A 20,230-nucleotide genomic window follows, 5' to 3' on the forward strand; every position below is an offset into this window, starting at 1 on the left:
CGCTTCTATGCGGGGCCAGTCAACGCTATATGCCGGCGATGGCCAAGCCCGTGACAATCCTAGGTATCGAAACTTCCTGCGACGAGACCGCCGCAGCCGTGCTGCGACTTCAGGACGGGCACGTGACGCTGCTGTCGGATGTGATCCGCACGCAGGTCGAGGAACATGCGCCGTATCGCGGCGTGGTGCCGGAAATTGCGGCGCGCGCGCATGCGGAGCTGGCGGACGCGGTGGTTGCGAAAGCGATGGCGGATGCCGGCATAGGCTATGACGCGCTGGACGGTGTGGCGGCCACCGCTGGCCCCGGCCTGATCGGCGGCGTGCTGGTGGGCCTGATGACTGGCAAGGCCGTGGCGCAGGCCGCCGGCGTGCCTTTCATTCCAGTGAACCATCTGGAAGGCCACGCCCTCTCCCCCCGCCTCGCTTCGGACTGTCCGTTCCCGTATCTTCTGCTGCTGGTCAGCGGCGGGCATTGCCAGTTCCTCGAAGTGCGAGGGCTCGGCATCTACAGGCGCCTCGGCTCGACCATTGACGATGCGGTCGGCGAAGCGTTCGACAAGGTGGCAAAGCTGATGGGGCTTGGCTTCCCGGGCGGGCCGGCGGTGGAGCGCCTCGCCGCCACCGGAAACCCGCGCGCCCATGACTTCCCGCGCCCGCTGCTGAACCGGCCAGGACTGGAAATGAGTTTTGCAGGGCTGAAATCGGCCGTGGCACGCGGGACGGAAGGCGCTGCGAGCGAGGCCACGAAGGCCGACATCTGCGCGAGCTTCCAGGCCGCGATCTGCGATGTGCTGAGTGAGAAGTCGGCGCGGGCGCTGGCCGGGTTCGATCCCGGCGCGGGCGGCAAGCGGTTCGTCGTGGCAGGCGGCGTGGCCGCCAACAAGGCGATCCGCGCGGCGCTGGAGGCCGCAGCCGCGCAGCACGGCGCGCGATTGATCGCCCCTCCCCTTCGTCACTGTACGGATAATGCCGCAATGATCGCACTGGCGGGCGCCGAGCGGCTGGCAGCAGGACTGGCGGGCGAAGCCGATGGCCTGGAGGCCGGATCGCGGCCGCGCTGGCCACTGGATGAGGCGGCCGCGCTCACGACGCCGGTGTATGGCGGCGGCCACAAGGGCGCGAAGGCCTGAGGCCGGATTCAGGACAAAGAAAAACCGGGACCTGGAGGAAGGGGAAAACCCAGGTCCCGGCTGGAACCCCGCGGCGCGTCAGGGGCGGCGCGCCTTTGGCCGGGGAAAATGTGGCTGCGGGCCGGTGCGGTCCGCTGCACGATCAGGCGACGAAAGTGGCGAGACCGTAGGTGGCCCAGAGGGCCAGCGCCGTCACGGGAACGGCGGCGAGGAACGAGATCAGCGACTGGCGGGCTTCTTGGCGCGAGGTGGTCATGGCGAGGGCTCTTTGGACTGGTGGAAGGCAACCGCTGCCGTCCATGAGTCTTATATAGCACCGCCCTGAACGCTGGTCAATGAACAAAAACGTTTTTATTCACTAATCAGCTTTTAATTTCGAGATGCTCGATTGGTTTGCCCGTCACCGGGCAGACTTCGTCGGTGGCCGGGGTCATGCCGTCCCAGGGTGCGGGCACGTTTGAGCCGGGAGAAATGCCGGAAAGGAGCAGGTCCATGACTCCGTCGAGCTCGCGTTGCAGTTTCGGCAGTGTCAGTTTCGAGAACAGCTGCGGGAAGCGGAACTTCATCAGAGCCGACTGCCACATCTCGGCAACCTCGTTCGGGTTGGCGAGCGGCCGGAACTCGCCGGCCTTGACCCCGTCCGACAGGATCTGGACGAGGTAGATGCGTTCCCGGGCCAGCTTGTCATTCATATAGAGCGGGCGCTCGTTGCCCAGCACTTCGGCGACTTCCAGGATCTTGGCCTCTTCCTCGATGGCCGAGTAAGTGCGGGCAAGATCATAGTGAAAGAACTCGCGCATCCGGTTGGCGGCGGTGTCCTTGCGGGCGACGATCTGGGCGAAGGTGAGGTAGGATTCCTCATTGAACTTCTGCGCCATCGCCTCGGCGATATCGAGCTTGGACGCGAAGAAGCGGTAGATGTTGCCCGCAGACATGTTGCAGTCCCGGGCTATCTCAGCCATCGTTGTCTTCGAGTAGCCGTAGTGGAGGATACGTTCCACGGCGGCGTGAAGGATCTGGGTCCGGGTATCGTCGGTGGGGCTCGGTGTCATCATTTAGCTACTCTACACGAAATGACTGAACAATCAATATAGTATTCAGTCGCCAATGACTAAAACCAGCGAAATCAGGGAATCGGACGGCCATGGCGCCCCTGCGCGGGCCGTGCCATAGCACAATCAGACTTCCGGAGGTGCCATATGGGTCTGTTCTGTCTCCACTGCCTCGACAATGAAACCGACGGCGCGGCCCGGCGCGCGGCAGCCCGGCCAGCACACCTGGAATGGGCCAGCGGCCTTGGCCCGGTTGTCCGGATGGCCGGCCCGCTGCTCGACGCCGACGGCAAGATGGTCGGCTCGGTTTTCCTGATCGAGGCGGACAGCCTGGCGGCGGCCAAGGCACTGAATGCCGAGGACCCCTATTCGAAGGCCGGCGTGTTCGGCCGCGTGACGATCAACGAGACCCGCTGGGCTATCGGCGAAGGAAAGCCGCAATGAGGCAGTTCGTTTCCGGCAACCTGAACTATTCGAGCTGGTCGATCCGGCCGCTGCTGGTGTCGCGCAAGGTTGGCCTGCCGGTGGAAGAAGTCATCGTGCCGCTCGACTTTCCCGAGACGACCGCGCAGCTGAAGGCGATCAGCCCGACCGCCAAGGTTCCGCTGCTGCGCTGGGACGGCTTCGAGATCTGGGAAAGCCTCGCGATCGTCGAATTCATCGCCGAATGGGCGCCGCCCGGCGAAGTCTGGCCGCTGGATCCTGAGCGCCGGGCCGTGGCGCGGGCCGTGTGCAGCGAAATGCATGCCGGCTTCAGCGCGATCCGCAGTGCCTGTCCGATGGACATCCGCGCACGCGAAGCGGCGCCCGAGATGACCGCCGCGCTAGAAGCCGACATCGCGCGCCTTCAGGCCATGTGGAGCGGCCTGCGGGAGCGGTTTGGCGAGGGCGGACCTTTCCTGTTCGGCGCCTGGTCGGCGGCAGATGCCTTCTACACTCCGGTCGTGACGCGGTTCCGCACCTATGGATTGCCGCTCAGCGGCGCGGCAGCGGCGTATGCAGCGGCCGTGCTGGAAGACCCGCTGTTCCAGACGCTGGAAGCGCAGGCAAAGCAGGAGCCGTGGTGGATCCGGTACGGACCCGACGGACGCTCCAGCGGATTCGTCAAACCGTAGGCGGCCGCATCAGGTCGTAGCCGAGGTCGTGGCGGAAGTGCGCGCGCACGATGCGGGCATATATGTCCATCGCCTCGCCGCTGAACAGGTCCGTCAGGGACTGCTGGCGGTTCTGCAGCACGTTCGGCTCGGCGTCCGGATCGACCTTCTCAGCCATCGCCTCCTTGGTGCCGGCGGCCACCGCCGCGTCGAGCGCGGCCGGCGTCAGGCTGATTCCCCAGTGGCGCGCGATGGCCTCCAGCGTGCCGCGCGGATCGGCGCGCGTCTGCTCGTACTGGACGCGCAGGATGGATGCGGGAAAGCGCTGCTCCACTTCGCCCCATCGGTTCCAGAAGCGCGCAAGCCAGAAGAGGTCGCAGCGGTAGCGCTTTCCGTCCGGATCGCCGCGCAGGTACTCGAGCCAGTCGACCTGGATATCGTATTCCCACTTGGCATGGTGCGAGGCGAGAATGCTCATCGGGTGGCGGATGCACAGCGCATACGGCGGCAGGCGGCCGAGGCGGCGCGCCCAACCCCAGTCGGCGAGGCGGTGCGGGATCGTGTGGCTGAACGCGAGGCGTGGCAGTTGCGGATGGACCGGCGCATCCTTCGGCCAGCCGATATACGGGCGCACGGCATTCTCGGAAAAGTAGGCCGGCCGCTCGATGCCGTAAGTGTCGGCCAGCGCCACCGCGAACATGTACTTCACCCAATGGGTGCCGGAGTTTTTCGAGGTGACGAGGAAACCGTCGAACGCACCGTGCCGCAGCACGGAGAAGTTCATCCAGTTATCGTTCCAGACGCGCGCCGCATAGGTCATGGCCCCGCGTAGACCAGCGCCCGGAGCGGCGCAAGATCAGGTCTTGAGACCAGCCATGTCGCGGTAGACCTGGAGCAGCGCCAGTTGCGGACGGGTGGGCACGCCCTCGGCCTCCGACACCGCCACCAGCATCGCGTCGAGATCGACGACTTCCTTCGGACCAAGATTGGAGGCGCTGACAATCAGCTTGCTGAGCCGGGTCATCGTCTCGCGCGCCGGCGGCGCCGTCTGGCAGACCCAGGCCGCATGGGCGGCAAGGTTTTCCGCCTCGACCGGCGTGAATTCGAAAGCCGCGATGATCTCGGCTTCGATCGCCTCGCCCTGCCCGGCCGACAAAGGCGCGCCGCGGGCGAGTGCGACCTGCATCATCATGATGGCCGCCGCCTCGCGAGGATCGGTGATCAGGTCGAGGCCGCCCTTGCCGGCCTTGTACTTGAAGGCGAGGCGGCGAGGCGCGTTCGCAACGGTTTGCACGACATCGGCCGCCGCATCGAAACCGCGCTTGGCCATCTGCAGGCGCCAGAGCCAGACGCCGATGGCGACCAGGATGGTTATGAGACCAAGCAGGATATGCATGCGCGCAGACTACGCTGCCTGCGGCCGGCGCGCCATTCGAAAACGATCAGGCCTGTCCGCGACCGCCGAACAGCCGCTTGATGCCCTGCCAGAGGCCGCCGAAGACGATCGGAATCAGGATCCATGCCTTCTTGAGGAAGACGAGAAGGATCGCCAGCAGGCCGGTCTTCTTGAGCACCGCCACCCCGGCGCCGCCTGCGATCAGCGCCGCAACGCCATAACCGGCGGTCTTGTCGCCTTCCTGGAAGTCCGAATAGGTCTGGCCGGCATTGAAAGCCGCGGTGGCCAGCACGTCTGGCGCTGCGGCGCGCACGGCGTCCAGCCCGTCATGGTGACACCCCCAGCGCCCTGAAGTGGAGCCGTGCACCACGCGCGGCCGCATTTCAATCCGGAAGTTGGCCCGCCAAACGCAAACTGCCCGCACTCGGCCTGAGTGCGGGCAGCTGCAGGGTCAGGCTGCGCCGGACGTCAGTTGCCGCCGCCGGCATCCGTAGCCGCGTGGGCCTGCGTCAGCACATAGGCGCGGATGGCCTCGGCTTCGTCCGGCGTCAGATAGTCCGCGAAGGAAACCATGCCGTTGGCGGCGAGGTTGCCGTCCAGCACGACGCCCTTGAACGCATCCTTGTTGCCGGTGATCGCAGACCAGCGCAGGTCCGGCAGCACGCCCGACGAGACGGCGAGCGGACCATGGCAGACCGCGCAGTTGCGAGCATAGTGGACCGCACCTTCGGAAATCATCGTGAGGCTGCCGAAGGCGGGCGCCTTGGCGGTCTTCTCGATCGGGGCCAGGCCGGAATCGGCGATCTCGCCCGTGCCGCCAAGCTTGAAGGTGACCACCTTCCCGACCATCGAGGGCACCTTCTCGTCATATCCGAACCCGCCGGCGAGCGCGAAGGCCGAGCCCCAGCCGGTGGTGATGGTGACGTATTGTTCGCCGTCGATCGTATAGGTGCCGGGGCCGGACGCGCCGCCCGACTTGAGCGGATGACTCCACAGCTTTTCGCCGGTGGCCGCATTGTAGGCAACAAAGTCGCCGTTCAACTTGCCCTGGAAGACGAGGCCGCCCGCGGTCGACAGGACGCCGCCGTTCCAGGCGTTGTCGTGCTCGACGCTCCATCGTGCCTTGCGGGCGACCGGGTCCCAGGCCACGAGGCGGCCCTTGAGGGTCGAGCGCAGCATCTTCGCAACTTCCGGCGGCGCAATCGGGGGAATACCGGCGGCGAAGTCGATGCCCGTATTCCAGCCGGTCGGACGCGAAGTGAAACGCGGATCCTCGGCATAGGCCTGCGGGATTTCCTGCGCCGGGATGTAGGCAAGCCCGGTATCCGGGTTGAAGGCCATCGGCTGCCAGTTGTGCGCGCCGAGGGGGCCGGGCAGCTGCTGGAACGGCGCCTTGCCGTACCGCGATTCCGGGTTCTCGATCGGGCGGCCCTTGGCATCGAGGCCGGTCGCCCAGTTCATCGGACCGAACGCATCACCCGACAGGTATTGGCCGGTTGCTGCATCGAGCACGTAGAAGAAGCCGTTCTTCGGGGCCTGCATCGCGACGCGGCGGCTGGCGCCGTTCTCGCCGAGCGGCAGGTCCGCGAGGATGATGGTCTGCGTGGCGGTATAGTCCCAGTTGTCGCCCGGCGTGGTCTGGAAGTGCCATTTGTAGGCGCCGGTATTGGCGTCGACCGCCACGATGGAGGACAGGAACAAGTTGTCGCCGCCGGACGGGTCGCGGAAATTGCGGTTCCACGGCGAGCCGTTGCCGACACCGAAGATGATCTGGTCGTTGACCTCGTCATAGACGATCGAGTCCCAGACCGTGCCGCCGCCGCCATCCGTGGTCCAGGCGCCTTCATCGCCCCAGGTGACGTTGCCGACTTTGACGAAGGCATCGTCGGAGGCTGCGCCATCGGGTTGTTTCAGCGGGTTGGGGACGGTGTAGAAACGCCAGACCAGATCGCCCGAGCTGGAATCGTAGGCGGAGAGGTATCCGCGCACGCCGAGTTCGGCGCCGCCATTGCCGATCAGCACCTTGCCATTCACGACGCGGGGCGCGCCGGTGATCGTGTAGGGCAGCGACTGGTCGACGGTCACCGTGCTCCAGACCTTCTCGCCGGTTTCGGCGTTCAGGGCTTCCAGCCGGCCATCGATGACACCGACATAGACCTTGCCGTCATAGACGGCGACGCCGCGGTTGACGACATCGCAGCAGGCCTTCACGCCGACCGCCTTGTCGACTTCCGGATCGTAGACCCACTTCTCGGCGCCGGTCTTGGCGTCGAGCGCATAGACGACCGACCAGGCGGAAGTGACGTACATCGTGCCGTCGACGACGATCGGGGTCGATTCGACGCCGCGGTTGGTGGCGAGGTCGTAGGTCCAGGCAACGCCGAGCTGGCTGACATTGTCGGTATTTACCTGCGTCAGCTTGGAATGGCGCTGCTCGTCATACGTGCCGCCATAGGTGAGCCATTCGTCGCCGCCGCTGGCGGTGGAAATGCGCGCGGTATCGACCGCTGCGAAACCTTGTGGCTGCGCGACCTTCGGGCCGCGATCGCCGCAGGCGGCCAGCACGAGAGCCGCGCCCGCGAGTAGCGCCGGGCCTGCCCAGCTGCGCCAAGTCCTGATGTTCATGTGGTGCCTCCCGAACCGCGCCCCGGCCTGACAAGCGGCGGGATCTGCAGGCGGGCAGACTAGACCTTCACGCCGCAATGTCGAGGCGTGACGCAGCGCCAGCGTCAGGCGACCGCAGCGGCCTGCAACTCGTCGCGCGCCGCCATCAGCGCGGCCTCGACGGCGGCCTGCCAGCGGGCAACATCGCGCGCGCCTTCCGCCGCTTTCGGAAAATTGACCGAGCGCGAGGCGCTGATGACGCCGCCTTCGGTATGGTTGCCCCGCCTGACCAGACCGGCCATCGCCTCGCCAGGGACCGCACCCTGCGCGCCATACCCCGGCACGAGGAACAGGGCCTTCGGCGCGGCGGCGCGGACGCGCCGGGCTTCTTCCGGTGCCGTGGCGCCAACCACCATCATCAGGTTTGACCAGCCGCACGGGCTCATCAGGCGTTCGGTCAGCGGCTTGAGGGCTTCGGCAACGCGGATGTACAGCGGCTCGCCGCCGGTATCGAGCATCTGGAAGTCGGCGGCGCCGGGGTTCGAGGTGCGCACCAGCACGACCACACCTTTGCCGTTCGCCTCGGCGCGCTTGGCAAACGGCTCGAGCGTATCGAGGCCCATGTAGGGGTTTACGGTGACCGCGTCGGCTTCGAAGAAGGCGCCGGCACCGAGGAAGGCTTCGGCGTAGCCTTCGGCGGTCGACCCGATATCGCCGCGCTTGGCATCCATCAGCACCAGCAGGCCGGCATCGCGCGCAGCGCGGGTGACCGCAGCGAGGGCGGCCATGCCGCCGGGGCCCAGGCGTTCGAAGAAGCCGACCTGCGGTTTCACCACCGAGACTTTTCCGGCCGCCACCTCGACGAGCGCCCTGCCCCAGTATTCGAGGCCGCGCGCGGTATCGCCGCCGAACAGGGCGGGCACCATGCCGGCATGCGGATCGATTCCCACGCAGAGCGGGCCGTGGCGGCGTACGCCTTCGGTCAGCCGGGTCGCAAAATCGCTCATGGCGTTACCTCGCAGGTCACTTTCACGACCTGTAGCCTGCGCCGCGCGTTGTCGGAAGGCGTGCCATATCCCGACAGTTCGAAACTTTCCGCCGGGCCGGGCTCAAGCGGAATGCCGAGCTTCGTGAGGAAGGCTTCCACCGATTGCGGCGCGGTCGTGTAGATCCGGCCACGGCGCGGGCTTTCGGCGAGGATCACACCGCGCACCGCGCCGCTGGAATCAAACATCGGCCCGCCGGATATGCCGCCGAGCGTGCCTTCGAGACCCTCGGTGCGGCCGATTTCGGCCCAGGCGAGGATCGGCGCTTCGGCTTCGCGCCGGCCGCGCGTGACAAGACGCGAGCGGGCAACGAGCCGGGTGGCAAGCTCGCCGGGTTCGCCTTGCGGGTAGCCGACGGCGAACCCTTCAGTGCCTACCCGCATCGGCGCGTCGAGCGCCAGCGAGACCGGGAACGGGCTGCGCCCGGTCGACAGCAGGGCAAGGTCGTGATCTTCGTCGATGGAGATGCGTGCGACCGGCACGAAATTGCCCGGCGCCACCATCAGCGTGACCTTGGCGCAGCCTTCGACGACATGGCGGGCGGTCAGCCAGTCGCCGCTGGAATTGACAGCGAAGGCGGTTCCGACGCCGTTCTGCGGCTCGCCGACCTGAACCAGCACGAGTTCATCGAGCGGCGAGGCATCCGGCAGAAGCGGGCCCATCTCTTCGGCAAACTCGCGTTCGAACTCGGTTTCCGGCGCAGGCGCAGGTGCGTCGGCGTCCGGCGACAGCGCGAAGATCACGGCCAGCATGAGGCCGAGCGCGCCGAGATAGATGAGCAGGTCGAAGGATCGCATACGGGGGATTATAGCCTCTGCAGCACCGGGTCCCATAGGCCTGCAGCGAGGATCATGGCAGTCGATATCTTGGCCGCCGCCAGCAAGGTGGCCGCGCCGATCTCGTCATTCGCGATGCGGCCGGGGATGTCGCGCAAGATGAGGTCGACGACGCGGTAGGCGATGAGCTGCATCAGCAGCGCGATGGCGCCCCAGATCAGCAGGCCCGGAAGGGTCATGGATGATGCAAGCGTGGAAGAAATCGGGATCGCGAGGCCGACGACCGCGCCGCCGAGCGCCACCCCGGCAGCGGTATTGCCCGAGCGCACCAGCGACAGCTCTTTCCACGGAGTCAAAAGGACATAGATCGTGGAGGCCAGCAGCAACATCAGGCCGGCCGCGCCGGTGGACATCAGGAATCTGGGAAAGGCCGCGTCGAAGGCACTGATTTCCCCACCAAACGGCATCATAGGCAAGTCCTCTCAATTCTGCGGGCAGAGCAGGTCACAGGGTTGCCAGAGCGCCCCGTCGTGCCTACCCACTGCCCTCTCGCCCCTAAAGGAGACACACGCATGCTCAAGGGTAAGATCGCCCTCGTGACCGGTTCGACCAGCGGGATCGGCAAGGCCATCGCCGCCCGCCTCGCCGCTGACGGGGCCAATGTGATCCTCAACGGTTTCGGCGACGCGAAGGAAATCGAAGCGCTTCGCGCCGATCTCGAAACGGATCATAAAGTAAAGGTCACGTTTTCCGGCGCCGACCTGACGCGGCCGGACGCGATCGAAGCGATGATGGCGGACGCGGCGAAGGCCTTCGGGGGCGTGGACATCCTCGTCAACAATGCGGGCACGCAGTTCGTCTCTCCCCTCGAGGATTTCCCGGTCGCCAAGTGGGACCTGATCATCGCCCTCAACCTGTCGAGCGCCTTCCATACGACACGGCTCGCCCTGCCTTACATGAAATCGAAGACATGGGGCCGGATCCTCAACATGGGATCGGCGCATGCGAAGGTCGCTTCCCCCTACAAGGCCGCCTATGTCGCGGCCAAGCACGGCTTGTCGGGCCTGACCAAGACCACCGCCCTTGAAGGCGCCGAACACGGCGTGCGCGCCAACCTGATCTGCCCGGGCTATGTCCACACGCCGTTGGTCGACGGGCAGATCGGCGACACCGCCAAGGCGCGTGGCATGACCCGTGACGAGGTGGTGAAGAACGTGATCCTGGCCGCCCAGCCCACCAAGGAATTCGTGACGGTCGAGCAGATTGCCGGGTTTGCCGCGTTCCTGTGCAGCCCGTCGGCAGATGCCATCAACGGCGCCGAACTGTCGATCGATGGCGGCTGGACCGCGCAGTAATGGCTTGATTGACGGTTTTGGCCGGCAACCCCATTATAAGACCGCGATGCTGAAGCGCACCCTGATCCTCTGCCTTGGCCTCTGGCTGATGGCCGCAAGTGCCCTGTCGGCGCATGCTGGCCCGTGCGACATGCCGGTAGAGGCGCCCGAGGCGGCGGCGGTGATGGATCATGCGCACTGCGACATGATGGCGGTACCTGACGACGCCGCGCCCGAATTGCCCGCCGCACCGGACAAGGCAACCGACTGTTGCTGCCCTGCGGTCCTGGCCGCCCTGCCGGCGCTCGATTCGCCCGTGCCCGCCGATTTTACCTTTGCGCGCCCCACCAGTTTCCCGCTGGATACGCGCGCCGCTTCGCGCACTGTGCTCCCGGAGCCCCGCCCACCGAAGGCCTGATCCGTTCACGGATCGGATCAACTTCGGAAAGAAGGACCGGCACCATGCCGCCCAGATACCTTGTTGCAGGGCTTGCCCTCGCAGCAGTTGCCGCGCCTGCCAGCGCCCGGCCCGTCTCCTATGCGGGCGGCTGGACACTGATGCAGGAGAATAACGGGATGTATTCATCCCTTCACGCCCACTACTCCCCGACGGCCACCGACTCCATCGGCCTCTACGTCGAGCAGAACTGGGACATGGACCAGACATTCACTGGCCTGCAATACAACCGGCTCGTGCGCCGATGGAATGCCCCGCAAAGCCAGGGCAACGTCTACTTCAAGCTCGGGGCCGGCGTGGCCGACCCGTTCGAGGGGGGAGATGCCGAGCTGGCAAGTTTTGCCGGTCTCGCGGCCGATTGGGAAACGCGCCGCCTGTTCGTCTCGTACGACGTGCGCGCGCGCGACTTCGGCCCGGACGAGAGCGTTTCGCACTCGGCCCGGATCGGGGCCGCGCCCTATGTGGCGGAGTTTGGCGACTTGCATACCTGGCTCATGCTGCAGGTCGACAATAATCCGGAGGCGGACGAACCCGTAACCCTGACACCGCTCGTGCGCCTGTTTCAGGGACCTTTCCTGCTTGAGGCCGGCTACACGCTTGAGGAGGAGGAATTCCTGCTCAATTGGGTGTGGCGCTTCTGATACATTGAACAAAAGGACAAGAGACATGAAACTGATCAAGACACTCATGGTCGCCGCCGCTGTCGCCGTCGCGGCGCCGGCCGCGCTTGCAACGCCTCCGGAGGCATCCGCAATGGAGGCTGGCGCGGGAGAAATCCTCGTCGCCAAGGTCAACGGCCTCGTCTGCGACTTCTGCGCCCAGTCGATCCGCAAGACCTTCGGCAAGGAAGATGCCGTCCAGAAGGTCTACGTGAACCTCGACAAGGGAGAAGTCCGCATCGACCTGAAACCCGGCAAGTCGATGGACGATGCGGCCATCGAAAAGCTGATCCGCAAGTCGGGCTATTCGCTCGTATCGATCGACAGGAATGCCGCGAAATGACGGATACGGATGAAATCAGGCCGCCCAGCACCCTGCCGGCCTTCCTGACGCTGTTCACTTCCACCGGCACACTGATCTGTTGCGCCTTGCCGGCGTTGCTCGTCAGTATCGGGGCCGGCGCCGTGATGGCCGGACTGATCGAGGCGGTGCCGCAGATCACCTGGCTCGGCAAGCACAAGGGTGTCGTTTTCGGGGTTGCGGGGCTTCTGCTCGCCGTGTCCGGCGCCTGGCAGTGGCGTGCGCGCAGCCTGCCCTGCCCGGCCGACAAGGCACAGGCCGACGCCTGCGCCCGTGCCCGGCGTATCAGCTGGATCGTCTGGGGACTGAGCGTTGCGCTCTACGCGGTCGGCTTCTTCTTCGCTTTCCTCGCGGCGAAGCTGTTCTACTGAAACGGTCTGCCCCTCAGCCAATCAGGCGAGGGGGCAGCCATTCACGCCGCCTTGAACGTCAAGGCCACACCATTATTGCAGTAACGCAGGCCCGTGGGCGCCGGGCCATCTTCGAACACATGCCCCTGGTGGCCGAGGCAGCGGGCGCAATGGTATTCGGTGCGGGCATAGAACAGCTTCTTGTCGATGCTGGTGCCAACCGCGCCCGGCAAGGTATCCGCAAAGCTTGGCCAGCCCGTGCCGCTGTTGAATTTGGCGTCGGACGAGAACAGCGGCAGGTCGCACCCGGCGCAGTGGAATGTGCCAGGGCGTTTCTCGTCGTTGAGCGGCGATGTGAAGGCACGCTCGGTGTCGGCCTTGCGCAGCACGGCGAAGGCGGCAGGCGACAGGCGGGTTCTCCACTCGTCTTCGGTAAGCTTGCGCCAGTCATCATCCGTGTACTGAGATGGACCGGCGGCAGCCGCCTTCGGTGCGCCGCCGGAACAGGCGACGAGGGCGGCCGTAGCGGCAGAAAACAGGAACAGGCGTCGGGAAAAAAGCGGGTTTGTCATGCCGCTTATACGCACGCACCGGCAGGATGGTTCAACTCAACTCGCCGTGATCGGCGCCCAAACCTATTCCGCCGCCCGCATGATCGCTTCCATGCGCTGGATCCACGCGATCCAGGCCGCGCGGCCCGTTTCGGTCAGGAAAACGCGGGTCTGGGGCTTCTTGCCGACGAAGCGCTTTTCCTGGCGGACATAACCGGCCTCCTCCAGCTTCTTCAGATGCGTGGAAAGGTTGCCATCCGTCGCGCCGACCTTGTCGCGCAACTCGCCGAAGATGGCCGGGCTGGCCGCCGACAGGTAGGCCATGACGCCAAGCCGGAGCCGGCCGTGGATGACATCGTCGATGTCATTGTGGTCGAAAGGATTGTCCTCGCTCACGCGCCGGCCCTCAGACGGTGGTTGCCGGTTCGCGGCGCAGCATCCAAACGCCGGGCGCAAATACCGCGAGGAAGGCTACGGCGGCGGCGACCAGCCAGACATATTCCGAACCGGACAGGAGACCTGCCGCGGCCGAGCCCGTGAGCGCGGCGAAGCCGGCGAAACGCAATGCCGACTGATCGGCAATCAGGCCGGTGACGAGCTGGCCGAGCCCGTAAAGGCCGATTACCATCGGCACAGACCAGTAAAAGCCCTCAATACCTTCGCCGAAGGCCAGAACCCGGCCGAAGACGCCGGCAAAGTAAGCGAACAGGGCGAAGCCCGCGCTCATCCACAAGACGGACTGCACCCGGTTGCCGGGCGACGAGGCGCCGGGCTTGGCCGGAAACAGCTTCTGCATGAGGAACTGGCCGGCGAGGCCCAGCGACGTGATGCCAACCCACCAGATCCAGAGCGTTTCCATACCGACGCCGGCGGCGCCGGTTGCGATCAGGTAATGGCCTAGGTAAGCGAACGTCATCAACCCGCCCCACCAGGCGAGGAACCGTCCGCCCAGCAGCGGCGCATTCTGTCCGGCTTCAGCAAGGTCACGCACATAGGCGAGGTCGCTTGAGAGGGTGTTGGCGTGGGTCATCGCTATCTCCTTAAAGCACTTTGAATTGCAAAGTAATTGAGATGAGCTGGATCGTCAAGCCTGTTGAAGCTCGCGAATTTGCAATTGCGAGAATACGTCAGACCTGAAATACAACTAGCGCTTGTATTTTATGGGGATGGCCATGCCAAACGCGAAACCAGTGCCCGACTGCGCGCCTCTGCCGAACGGCTTCGAGCTGACTGAGCTCAATCCGGATTTCCTGCGCGATCCGCATCCACTGCTCGACCGGGTGCGCCGCGAAGCACCGCACCACATCCATCGGCACGCCCACTTTCCGGAGGCGCCGAGCGGCCTCTACCTGACCCGGCTGGCCGACGTGCGGGCGATCTTCGCCGATCCGACCTACCAGCGCGACCCGCGCGCCACGCCTGCCGGCTCGCTCGCCCGCGTCTTCGCGCCGCCAGCCATGCTGGATCCGGAACCGCACGGCAACCTGCTCTACATGGACGGCGCAGAGCACCGGCGCGTGCGGGGCCTAGTATCCCGCGCCTTCACGCCCAAGGCCATCGCGGCCAAGCGGGCGGATATCGAGGCGATCGCGGCGCGGCTTCTGGAGCAGGCCGCGGCCAAACCGGACTTCGACGCGATTTCGGAATTTGCAGCGCCCTTCCCGATCTATGTGATTGGCGACATGCTCGGCTTTGCCCGTTCGGACATGCCGCAGTTCCGGGCCTGGTCCGAAGACCTGATCTTCGTGTTCAATCCGCTGCGTTCACCGGACGAAGACAGGCGCCAGATCGCGGCTTTTGCCGGCCTCGACGCTTATTTCGCCGAAGAGATCGCCCGCCGGCGCCGGCAGCCGCGCGCCGACCTCCTGACCGCCATCCTGCAAGCCGAAGGTGAGGACGGCGACCGGCTGAGCGATTCCGAAATCTCGTCCCTGCTGCTGCTCCTGCTGCTGGCCGGGAACCTCACCACAGCGGACGTGATCGGCAACGGCCTGCACGCGCTGATCACCCATCCGGAAGAATGGGCCGCGCTCGTGGCAGACCCGGACCTGGCCGTTCCGGCGACCGAGGAACTGCTGCGCTACGGCCCGCCGGTGTCGATTGCGGCGCGGTATGTGCCGGAGGACCGCGAGATCCTTGGCTGCCCCGTCCGGCATGGCGCCGCTGTGGTCGTGTCGCTGCTGGCGGCCAACCGGGATCCCGACGCATTCGAGGATCCACACGCTTTTCGTATCCGCAGGGGCCGGCGTGACCATGCCGCGTTCGGCGGCGGCGTGCATGCCTGTCTGGGCGCGCCGCTTGCCCGGCTCGAAATCGAAATTGCGCTTCGCCTGCTCGCCTCGCGCTATCCGCGCATGCGGCTCGCCGCGCCTGCGATTCGCGACCGGCCGACGATCGGGTTTGTCGGCTTTCGCGAGCTGCGCCTGACGCTGGCCTGACATCGGAACCAGATCCAGCTCTACCGCCCGCGCCGGCGCCGCTTGCGCGCGGCTGAAAAGCGCAGTATAATACGTAAATGTTCACTCACATTGAGCGCACTGCGACCACTGTCCTGCCTGCTGCCAGCCCGGTTGTGGCCGGCCTTGGCATTTGCGTGCCTGAAACCCTGCTCACGTCCTCGGACATCGACCGGCGCCTTGGCCGGCCGGACGGGTGGCTGGAGGCGGCGTGCGGCGTGGCGAGCCGGCCAGTCGCCGGCGCGGGCGAAACGCAGGAGCACCTCGGCGCAGCTGCCGCCCGGGCCGCGTTGCAGGATGCGGGGCTGAAACTCGCCGACATGGACCTTCTCCTGTTCGGGGCAGCCGTGGGCCGCCAACCGATCCCGGCGACGGCAGCGCTCGTGAAGCGCGAGCTTGGCGGCGCCGCGCTGACCTTCCCGGCCTATGACGTGAACGCCACCTGTCTCAGCGCGCTGGTCGCCCTCGACCTGGCGGCGCTGCAGATCGCATCGGGACGGGCGCGGCATGTTCTCGTGGTCACCTCGGAGATCGCCTCGCGCGCCCTGCCCTGGAACGATGCACCGGACACCGCTGGCCTCTTCGGTGACGGTGCAGCCGCTTTCGTCGTCAGCGCGGCGACCGGCGACGGCGCCGGTGCCCGTTTCGGCGGCTTCCACATGGAGACCTATGCCGAAGGCTATGACGCCTGCACATTGGCTGCCGGCGGGACCGGCATCGACTTCCATGCGGACCCGGACGCCTTCGCACGCAATGCCTACTTCCGCATGGACGGCAAGGCGCTCTACCGGATCACCGCGGCTGCCCTGCCCGGCTTTCTCGACCGGCTGCTGGCCAAGTCCGGCCTGACGCGCAAGGACATCGACCTCGTTGTGCCGCACCAGGCGAGCCCCCACGCCTTGACCCATATCATACGGCGCGGCGGCTTTGCCCAGGACAAGGTTTTCAACCGGGTACGGACGATCGGAAATCAGGTGGCCGCCTCAATCCCCGTTGCACTCGGCATGGCGCGGGGCGAAGGGCGGATTCGGCCGGGTATGCGCATCCTGCTTGTGGGCACCTCGGCCGGCGTGTCGCTGGCGGGCGCGCTGTTGGAGACCTAGGCGTGGGCACGGTGGCCATCACCGGCGCAACCGGATTCCTGGGCGGCGCACTCGCGCGGCAATTGCTGGCAGACGGCGCGGACGTACTGGCACTCGGCCGGGATGCCGAAAAGCTGCGCGCACTTGAGAAGCTCGGCGCCGCTACGGTTGCGCACGATCTGGCGCGCGGAGGCCCGACGCCTGCACGTTCTGTCGACGCAGTCGTGCATTGCGCCGCCTTGTCCTCGGCCTGGGCGCCGAAGACCGCTTTTTATGCCGCGAATGTGGACGGCACTCGCCACGCACTCGGATTTGCGCGCGCCGCCGGCGCCAGTAGGTTCGTGCACATCTCCACGCCCAGCCTGTACTTCCGCTTCCGCGACCAGCCGGGCGTGCGAGAGGATGCGCCCCTGCCTGCGCCGGTAAACGCGTACGCCGCAACCAAGCGTAAAGCCGAAGAACTGGCCCTGTCGGCAACCGATCTGGACGTCATCGTCCTGCGGCCGCGCGGGCTTTATGGCGCCGGCGACACCGCGTTGCTGCCGCGCCTCATCCGCGCCGCCGGGACCGGGGCCCTGCCTTTGATCCGGGGCGGTAAAGCCGAGACAGACCTGACGCACGTTGACGACGCGGTGAACGCGGTGCGCGCCGCGCTGGCTGCGCCGGCCGGCCTGCCGCGCCGCGTGTTCAACGTGTCGGGCGGGCAACCGCTGGCGGTGCGCCGCATCGTCGAAGCCGCCGCCACCCGGGCCGGCGTTCCTGTGCGTTGGCGAAGCATACCGGCTGCAGCAATGTTTGCCGCCGCCCGCACGCTCGAAGCCGCTGCGTGGCTGCATCCGCGCCGCCCCGAGCCGCGCGTCACCGCCTATGGCGCGGGCCTCTTCGCCTTTACCCAGACGCTGGATCTTACCGCCGCGCGAGAGACCCTCGGCTGGCGGCCGCGCGTGGCGTTCGAAGAAGGCCTCGCGCGCACGTTCGGGCGCGCCACATGATCAGTGACCTGACGTTTCCAAACAGCGCGACCGTCTCGGTGCCGGAGCGACTGGTGCTGAAGGGCGGCCGCTGGACCCGCATCTCCCTCGCCGTACGCTATGCACGTTTCACTCATGCGCAGGCGGGCGCCTGCCTGATCGATACCGGCTATTCCCGCCGTGTGACGAGCGGGCCGCGCTCCCTGCCTTTGACCCTGTATGCCGCTATCCTGAAGCCCAGGCTGACGGCCGATGCCTTGCCCGCCCGCGCCGAAGCGATCGGCGCTGTGCTGCTGACGCACCTGCACGGCGATCACGTATCCGCGCTGCGCGACTATCCCGGCGCACGTCTCATCGGCGATGCTGCGGCGGCCCGGCATTTTGCGAACGCCGGATGGTTTGGCCGAACCCGCCACGGCGTATTTGCCGAACTGCTGCCGGATGATTTTCATGCGCGCCTGACGCCGCTGGACGCGCTGCCGATGGTTGAGGCGCCGCTCGGCCTCGGCCCCGCGCGCGATGTATTCGGGGATGGCGCGGTCTTGGCGGTCCCCCTGCCCGGACACATGCGCGGCCATACGGGTTACCTCTTTGCGCGGCAGGACCCACCTGTGCTGTATGCCGGAGACGCCGACTGGCTCGCGCAAGCGATCCGCGAGCGTCGCTCGCCCGGCGCGCCCGCCCGGTGGATTCTCGACGATGCTGCGGCCAGCCGCGACACGGCCGCGCGCCTCAATGCGTTTGAACAGGCCGGCGGGCGCATCGTGCTGTGCCATGATCCGGAAACGCCCCCATGACGATGGCGCTCGCGCTTACGCTATCGGCTTTCTGGCGCACGAAAGCGCGCGCCGCCCGGCTGCGCACGCGGGCCGCATTGCTCGACTGGCAGTCCCGGAGGCTAGCGCAGTTCCTCGCGCGGGCGGCGCCGAAGGTCGGCGCCTACGCCAGCCTCACGGGGCAGCGGCTCGCGGACTTTCCCGTGATGGACAAGGCGGCGCTGATGGCCGCATTCGACCGCTACAATGTGCCGGCCATCACCGCAGATGAGGCTTGGCACGCTCTCACCGGCACGGGCCGCATAGGGCGATACAGTATCGGCGCGAGCACCGGCACCAGCGGCAATCGCGGCCTCTACGTAGTGAGCGACAGCGAGCGCTATCTCTGGCTAGGCACTCTGTTGGCGAAAGCGCTGCCGGACTTGTTGTCGAAACGATACCGGGTCGCCGTGATGCTGCCGCGAGGCAGCCGCCTCTACGACGCTGCAAATGAATCCGGGCGGCTCGCGCTGAAATTCTTTGACCTCTCGGACGGGCTGGAAGACCAGTTCCCGGCCGTTGCCGCCTTCCGGCCGAACGTACTCGTCGCGCCGCCGCACGCCCTGCGCGCGCTTGCGGAAGCCGACCTTGCGCTTTCGCCGGACCAGGTATTCTCGGGTGCTGAAGTGCTCGACCCGCCGGACCGCCGGCTGGTCGAGGCACGCTTCGGCGTGACCGTGCGCGAGATCTACATGGCGACCGAAGGCCTCTTCGGGGTCGCCTGCCCGCATGGCACCTTGCATCTCTGCGAAGATTGCACAGCCTTTGAGTGGGAGCCAACCGGCGGATTGGCGGCGCCGCTCGTCACGGATTTCACGCGGCGCACGCAGGTGATGATCCGTTACCGGATGAACGACCTGCTGCGCCTGTCCGACACGCCCTGCCCGTGCGGCTCGCCCCTGCAGCGCGTGGATGAAATTGTCGGCCGATGCGATGACACGTTCTCGCTCGCGACCACGAACGGCGCGCGGGTTCTCGTGACGCCGGATGTCATCCGCAACGCGATCGTCGGCACGGAACGGGCGGTTGACGATTTCCGCGTCTTCCAGACAGCACCGGACAGCGTGTCGCTGGTGCTGACGCCGGCCTGCGCGCCGCACTTGCCGGCAGCCGCGGCGAACCTCGCGGCAATCTTCGCGCAGCACGGGACAGCGCCGCGCATCACCTCGGCCATCGCGCCGCTGCCACCACCAAAGAGCGGCAAGCTGCGGCGGGTCGTCCGCGAGACTGGCGCCGCGTGACCCCCGGCGTGCACGTTCTTCCCGGCTGGTATCCGCTGATGCGGGCGGCCGCAATGCAGCGCGCGCCAATCGCGCGCATGCTCGCCGGCGATCCGCTGTCACTGTCGAGGCAGGACGGCGGCCGCATACACGCCGCGTGCGCGCTGACCGGCACCCCGCGGCCGGCGGCAGAGCGCGATGGATGGATATTCGCGCCCACAGGCGAGGACGCAGGCGATCTGCCAGCGTGTACACCGCTGATCGCCGGGCCGAGCCGGCAGCTCATACTTGATGGGACCGTCAGGGCGGGCCTCGGTGATGTGGGCGAGAACATTCTCGACACCACGCACACGAGCGTCGTGCATGAAGGATACCTTCGCCGTCCGGGCGCCCGCCGGGCCGTCACCGCGCGGGTGGCCAGTGGCGAGTCCTGGATTGCAGCAACCTATGCCCCAGGCGCGGCACCGAGCGGCTGGGGCGCCCGCCTTCTGGGCGCCAACCGCTACACGATCACAGATACCTTCCGTGCCCCCTCCATCGCGGAAGTCACGTATACGGATCAATCGCGCCGCGTCTTTTCGGCCCGCTTCTGGCTGACACCCATGTCGGCCGACCAGACCTATGTTGCCGCAACCCTTGCCGTGCCAGGCACAGGCACGCTGTCCCGCCTGAAGCTCGCAGCGCTGCGCGTCTTCTTCCTGCGCATCTTTGCCGAAGACCGGCGCATCCTCGAACTGATTGCAGTCAACCGTGCCGCGCACGCAGGCGCGCCGCTGACGTTCGCGCCGCAAGACATCCTTCGCCCCGGCATCAATGCCATCCTGATGGGTCGCGCGCCCCTGCCCGCGGCGCTCAGCGTTGCGCTGCAGGTCTGAC

25 protein-coding genes are annotated in these 20,230 nt (G+C 66.7%); 14 read left to right on the forward strand and 11 right to left on the reverse strand.

Features of this window, described 5'->3' with window-relative positions:
• Positions 1–29: 29 nt before the first annotated feature.
• Entirely contained in the window at positions 30–1,130 is a 1,101-nt protein-coding gene (gene tsaD / locus IPK75_05480; GenBank protein MBK8197803.1) for a tRNA (adenosine(37)-N6)-threonylcarbamoyltransferase complex transferase subunit TsaD, read from the forward strand.
• 362 nt (positions 1,131–1,492) lie between these two features.
• Here tsaD and IPK75_05485 read toward each other — a convergent pair whose 3' ends face one another.
• The gene (locus tag IPK75_05485) at positions 1,493–2,185 is read right to left on the reverse strand and encodes a TetR/AcrR family transcriptional regulator (GenBank protein MBK8197804.1); all 693 of its coding nucleotides are present in this window, start codon (positions 2,183–2,185) and stop codon (positions 1,493–1,495) included.
• 144 nt (positions 2,186–2,329) lie between these two features.
• On the opposite strand from IPK75_05485, the gene IPK75_05490 reads away from it, so the two are divergent.
• Positions 2,330–2,626: a hypothetical protein gene (locus IPK75_05490; GenBank protein ID MBK8197805.1), complete on the forward strand. Its 297-nt coding sequence runs from the start codon at positions 2,330–2,332 to the stop codon at positions 2,624–2,626.
• Positions 2,623–3,297, forward strand: a complete 675-nt coding sequence (locus IPK75_05495) for a glutathione S-transferase (GenBank protein ID MBK8197806.1) — start codon at positions 2,623–2,625, stop codon at positions 3,295–3,297. Before IPK75_05490 ends, IPK75_05495 begins: the two co-directional genes overlap by 4 nt.
• On the opposite strand, the gene IPK75_05500 is transcribed toward IPK75_05495, so the two are convergent.
• The 7 genes from IPK75_05500 to IPK75_05530 all read right to left on the reverse strand — a co-directional run bounded on the left by IPK75_05500 (position 3,287) and on the right by IPK75_05530 (position 9,565).
• Entirely contained in the window at positions 3,287–4,096 is an 810-nt protein-coding gene (locus tag IPK75_05500) for a sulfotransferase family protein (GenBank protein ID MBK8197807.1), read from the reverse strand. The genes IPK75_05495 and IPK75_05500 overlap by 11 nt on opposite strands.
• Positions 4,097–4,132: 36 nt before the next feature.
• Positions 4,133–4,672: a hypothetical protein gene (locus IPK75_05505; protein MBK8197808.1), complete on the reverse strand. Its 540-nt coding sequence runs from the start codon at positions 4,670–4,672 to the stop codon at positions 4,133–4,135.
• A 46-nt stretch (positions 4,673–4,718) separates the two neighbouring features.
• A complete protein-coding gene (locus tag IPK75_05510; GenBank protein MBK8197809.1) occupies positions 4,719–5,054 on the reverse strand; it encodes a DUF2167 domain-containing protein in 336 nt (111 codons plus the stop codon).
• Between the two features lie 86 nt (positions 5,055–5,140).
• The gene (locus tag IPK75_05515; GenBank protein ID MBK8197810.1) at positions 5,141–7,297 is read right to left on the reverse strand and encodes a PQQ-dependent dehydrogenase, methanol/ethanol family; all 2,157 of its coding nucleotides are present in this window, start codon (positions 7,295–7,297) and stop codon (positions 5,141–5,143) included.
• A gap of 104 nt (positions 7,298–7,401) precedes the next feature.
• Positions 7,402–8,283, reverse strand: a complete 882-nt coding sequence (gene pyrF, locus IPK75_05520; protein ID MBK8197811.1) for an orotidine-5'-phosphate decarboxylase — start codon at positions 8,281–8,283, stop codon at positions 7,402–7,404.
• Entirely contained in the window at positions 8,280–8,984 is a 705-nt protein-coding gene (locus IPK75_05525; protein ID MBK8197812.1) for a trypsin-like peptidase domain-containing protein, read from the reverse strand. The genes pyrF and IPK75_05525 overlap by 4 nt, the downstream gene beginning before the upstream one ends.
• Positions 8,985–9,127: 143 nt before the next feature.
• Positions 9,128–9,565 (reverse strand): DUF350 domain-containing protein, encoded by a 438-nt coding sequence (locus IPK75_05530; GenBank protein MBK8197813.1) that lies wholly within the window; start codon positions 9,563–9,565, stop codon positions 9,128–9,130.
• Positions 9,566–9,670: 105 nt separating this feature from the next.
• Between IPK75_05530 and IPK75_05535 the strand changes: the two genes are divergently transcribed.
• The 5 genes from IPK75_05535 to IPK75_05555 are packed head-to-tail and all read left to right on the forward strand — an operon-like array spanning position 9,671 to position 12,280.
• Entirely contained in the window at positions 9,671–10,453 is a 783-nt protein-coding gene (locus IPK75_05535) for a 3-hydroxybutyrate dehydrogenase (GenBank protein MBK8197814.1), read from the forward strand.
• Between the two features lie 46 nt (positions 10,454–10,499).
• Positions 10,500–10,850, forward strand: coding sequence for a hypothetical protein (locus IPK75_05540; GenBank protein MBK8197815.1), 351 nt, complete (start codon positions 10,500–10,502; stop codon positions 10,848–10,850).
• Between the two features lie 44 nt (positions 10,851–10,894).
• Complete coding sequence (locus IPK75_05545; protein MBK8197816.1) at positions 10,895–11,530, forward strand: hypothetical protein; 636 nt, start codon at positions 10,895–10,897, stop codon at positions 11,528–11,530.
• A 25-nt stretch (positions 11,531–11,555) separates the two neighbouring features.
• Positions 11,556–11,891 carry a heavy-metal-associated domain-containing protein gene (locus tag IPK75_05550; GenBank protein MBK8197817.1) on the forward strand — a complete coding sequence of 112 codons (336 nt, stop codon included), beginning with the start codon at positions 11,556–11,558 and terminating at the stop codon, positions 11,889–11,891.
• A complete protein-coding gene (locus IPK75_05555; GenBank protein ID MBK8197818.1) occupies positions 11,888–12,280 on the forward strand; it encodes a hypothetical protein in 393 nt (130 codons plus the stop codon). Before IPK75_05550 ends, IPK75_05555 begins: the two co-directional genes overlap by 4 nt.
• 41 nt (positions 12,281–12,321) lie before the next feature.
• Here the strand turns inward: IPK75_05555 and msrB are convergent, their stop codons facing one another.
• From msrB to IPK75_05570, 3 genes are all read right to left on the reverse strand, one after another.
• On the reverse strand, positions 12,322–12,831 hold the full coding sequence (msrB, locus tag IPK75_05560) for a peptide-methionine (R)-S-oxide reductase MsrB (GenBank protein ID MBK8197819.1): 510 nt from the start codon (positions 12,829–12,831) through the stop codon (positions 12,322–12,324).
• A 63-nt stretch (positions 12,832–12,894) separates the two neighbouring features.
• Positions 12,895–13,206, reverse strand: coding sequence for a transcriptional regulator (locus IPK75_05565; protein ID MBK8197820.1), 312 nt, complete (start codon positions 13,204–13,206; stop codon positions 12,895–12,897).
• Between the two features lie 10 nt (positions 13,207–13,216).
• On the reverse strand, positions 13,217–13,840 hold the full coding sequence (locus tag IPK75_05570; GenBank protein ID MBK8197821.1) for a hypothetical protein: 624 nt from the start codon (positions 13,838–13,840) through the stop codon (positions 13,217–13,219).
• Between the two features lie 142 nt (positions 13,841–13,982).
• Here IPK75_05570 and IPK75_05575 point away from each other — a divergent pair, with 142 nt between their 5' ends.
• The 6 genes from IPK75_05575 (at position 13,983) to IPK75_05600 (ending at position 20,229) form a co-directional block, all read left to right on the forward strand.
• A complete protein-coding gene (locus tag IPK75_05575) occupies positions 13,983–15,248 on the forward strand; it encodes a cytochrome P450 (protein MBK8197822.1) in 1,266 nt (421 codons plus the stop codon).
• Positions 15,249–15,325: 77 nt separating this feature from the next.
• Positions 15,326–16,369: a ketoacyl-ACP synthase III gene (locus IPK75_05580; GenBank protein MBK8197823.1), complete on the forward strand. Its 1,044-nt coding sequence runs from the start codon at positions 15,326–15,328 to the stop codon at positions 16,367–16,369.
• Between the two features lie 2 nt (positions 16,370–16,371).
• On the forward strand, positions 16,372–17,340 hold the full coding sequence (locus IPK75_05585; protein MBK8197824.1) for an NAD(P)-dependent oxidoreductase: 969 nt from the start codon (positions 16,372–16,374) through the stop codon (positions 17,338–17,340).
• Entirely contained in the window at positions 17,337–18,116 is a 780-nt protein-coding gene (locus tag IPK75_05590; protein ID MBK8197825.1) for an MBL fold metallo-hydrolase, read from the forward strand. Before IPK75_05585 ends, IPK75_05590 begins: the two co-directional genes overlap by 4 nt.
• Positions 18,113–19,375 carry a CoF synthetase gene (locus tag IPK75_05595; GenBank protein MBK8197826.1) on the forward strand — a complete coding sequence of 421 codons (1,263 nt, stop codon included), beginning with the start codon at positions 18,113–18,115 and terminating at the stop codon, positions 19,373–19,375. The genes IPK75_05590 and IPK75_05595 overlap by 4 nt, the downstream gene beginning before the upstream one ends.
• Positions 19,376–19,428: 53 nt before the next feature.
• Entirely contained in the window at positions 19,429–20,229 is an 801-nt protein-coding gene (locus tag IPK75_05600) for a hypothetical protein (protein MBK8197827.1), read from the forward strand.
• Position 20,230: the final 1 nt, after the last annotated feature.

It is taken from the genome of Acidobacteriota bacterium, from assembly GCA_016712445.1.
GTDB lineage: Bacteria > Pseudomonadota > Alphaproteobacteria > Caulobacterales > Hyphomonadaceae > Hyphomonas.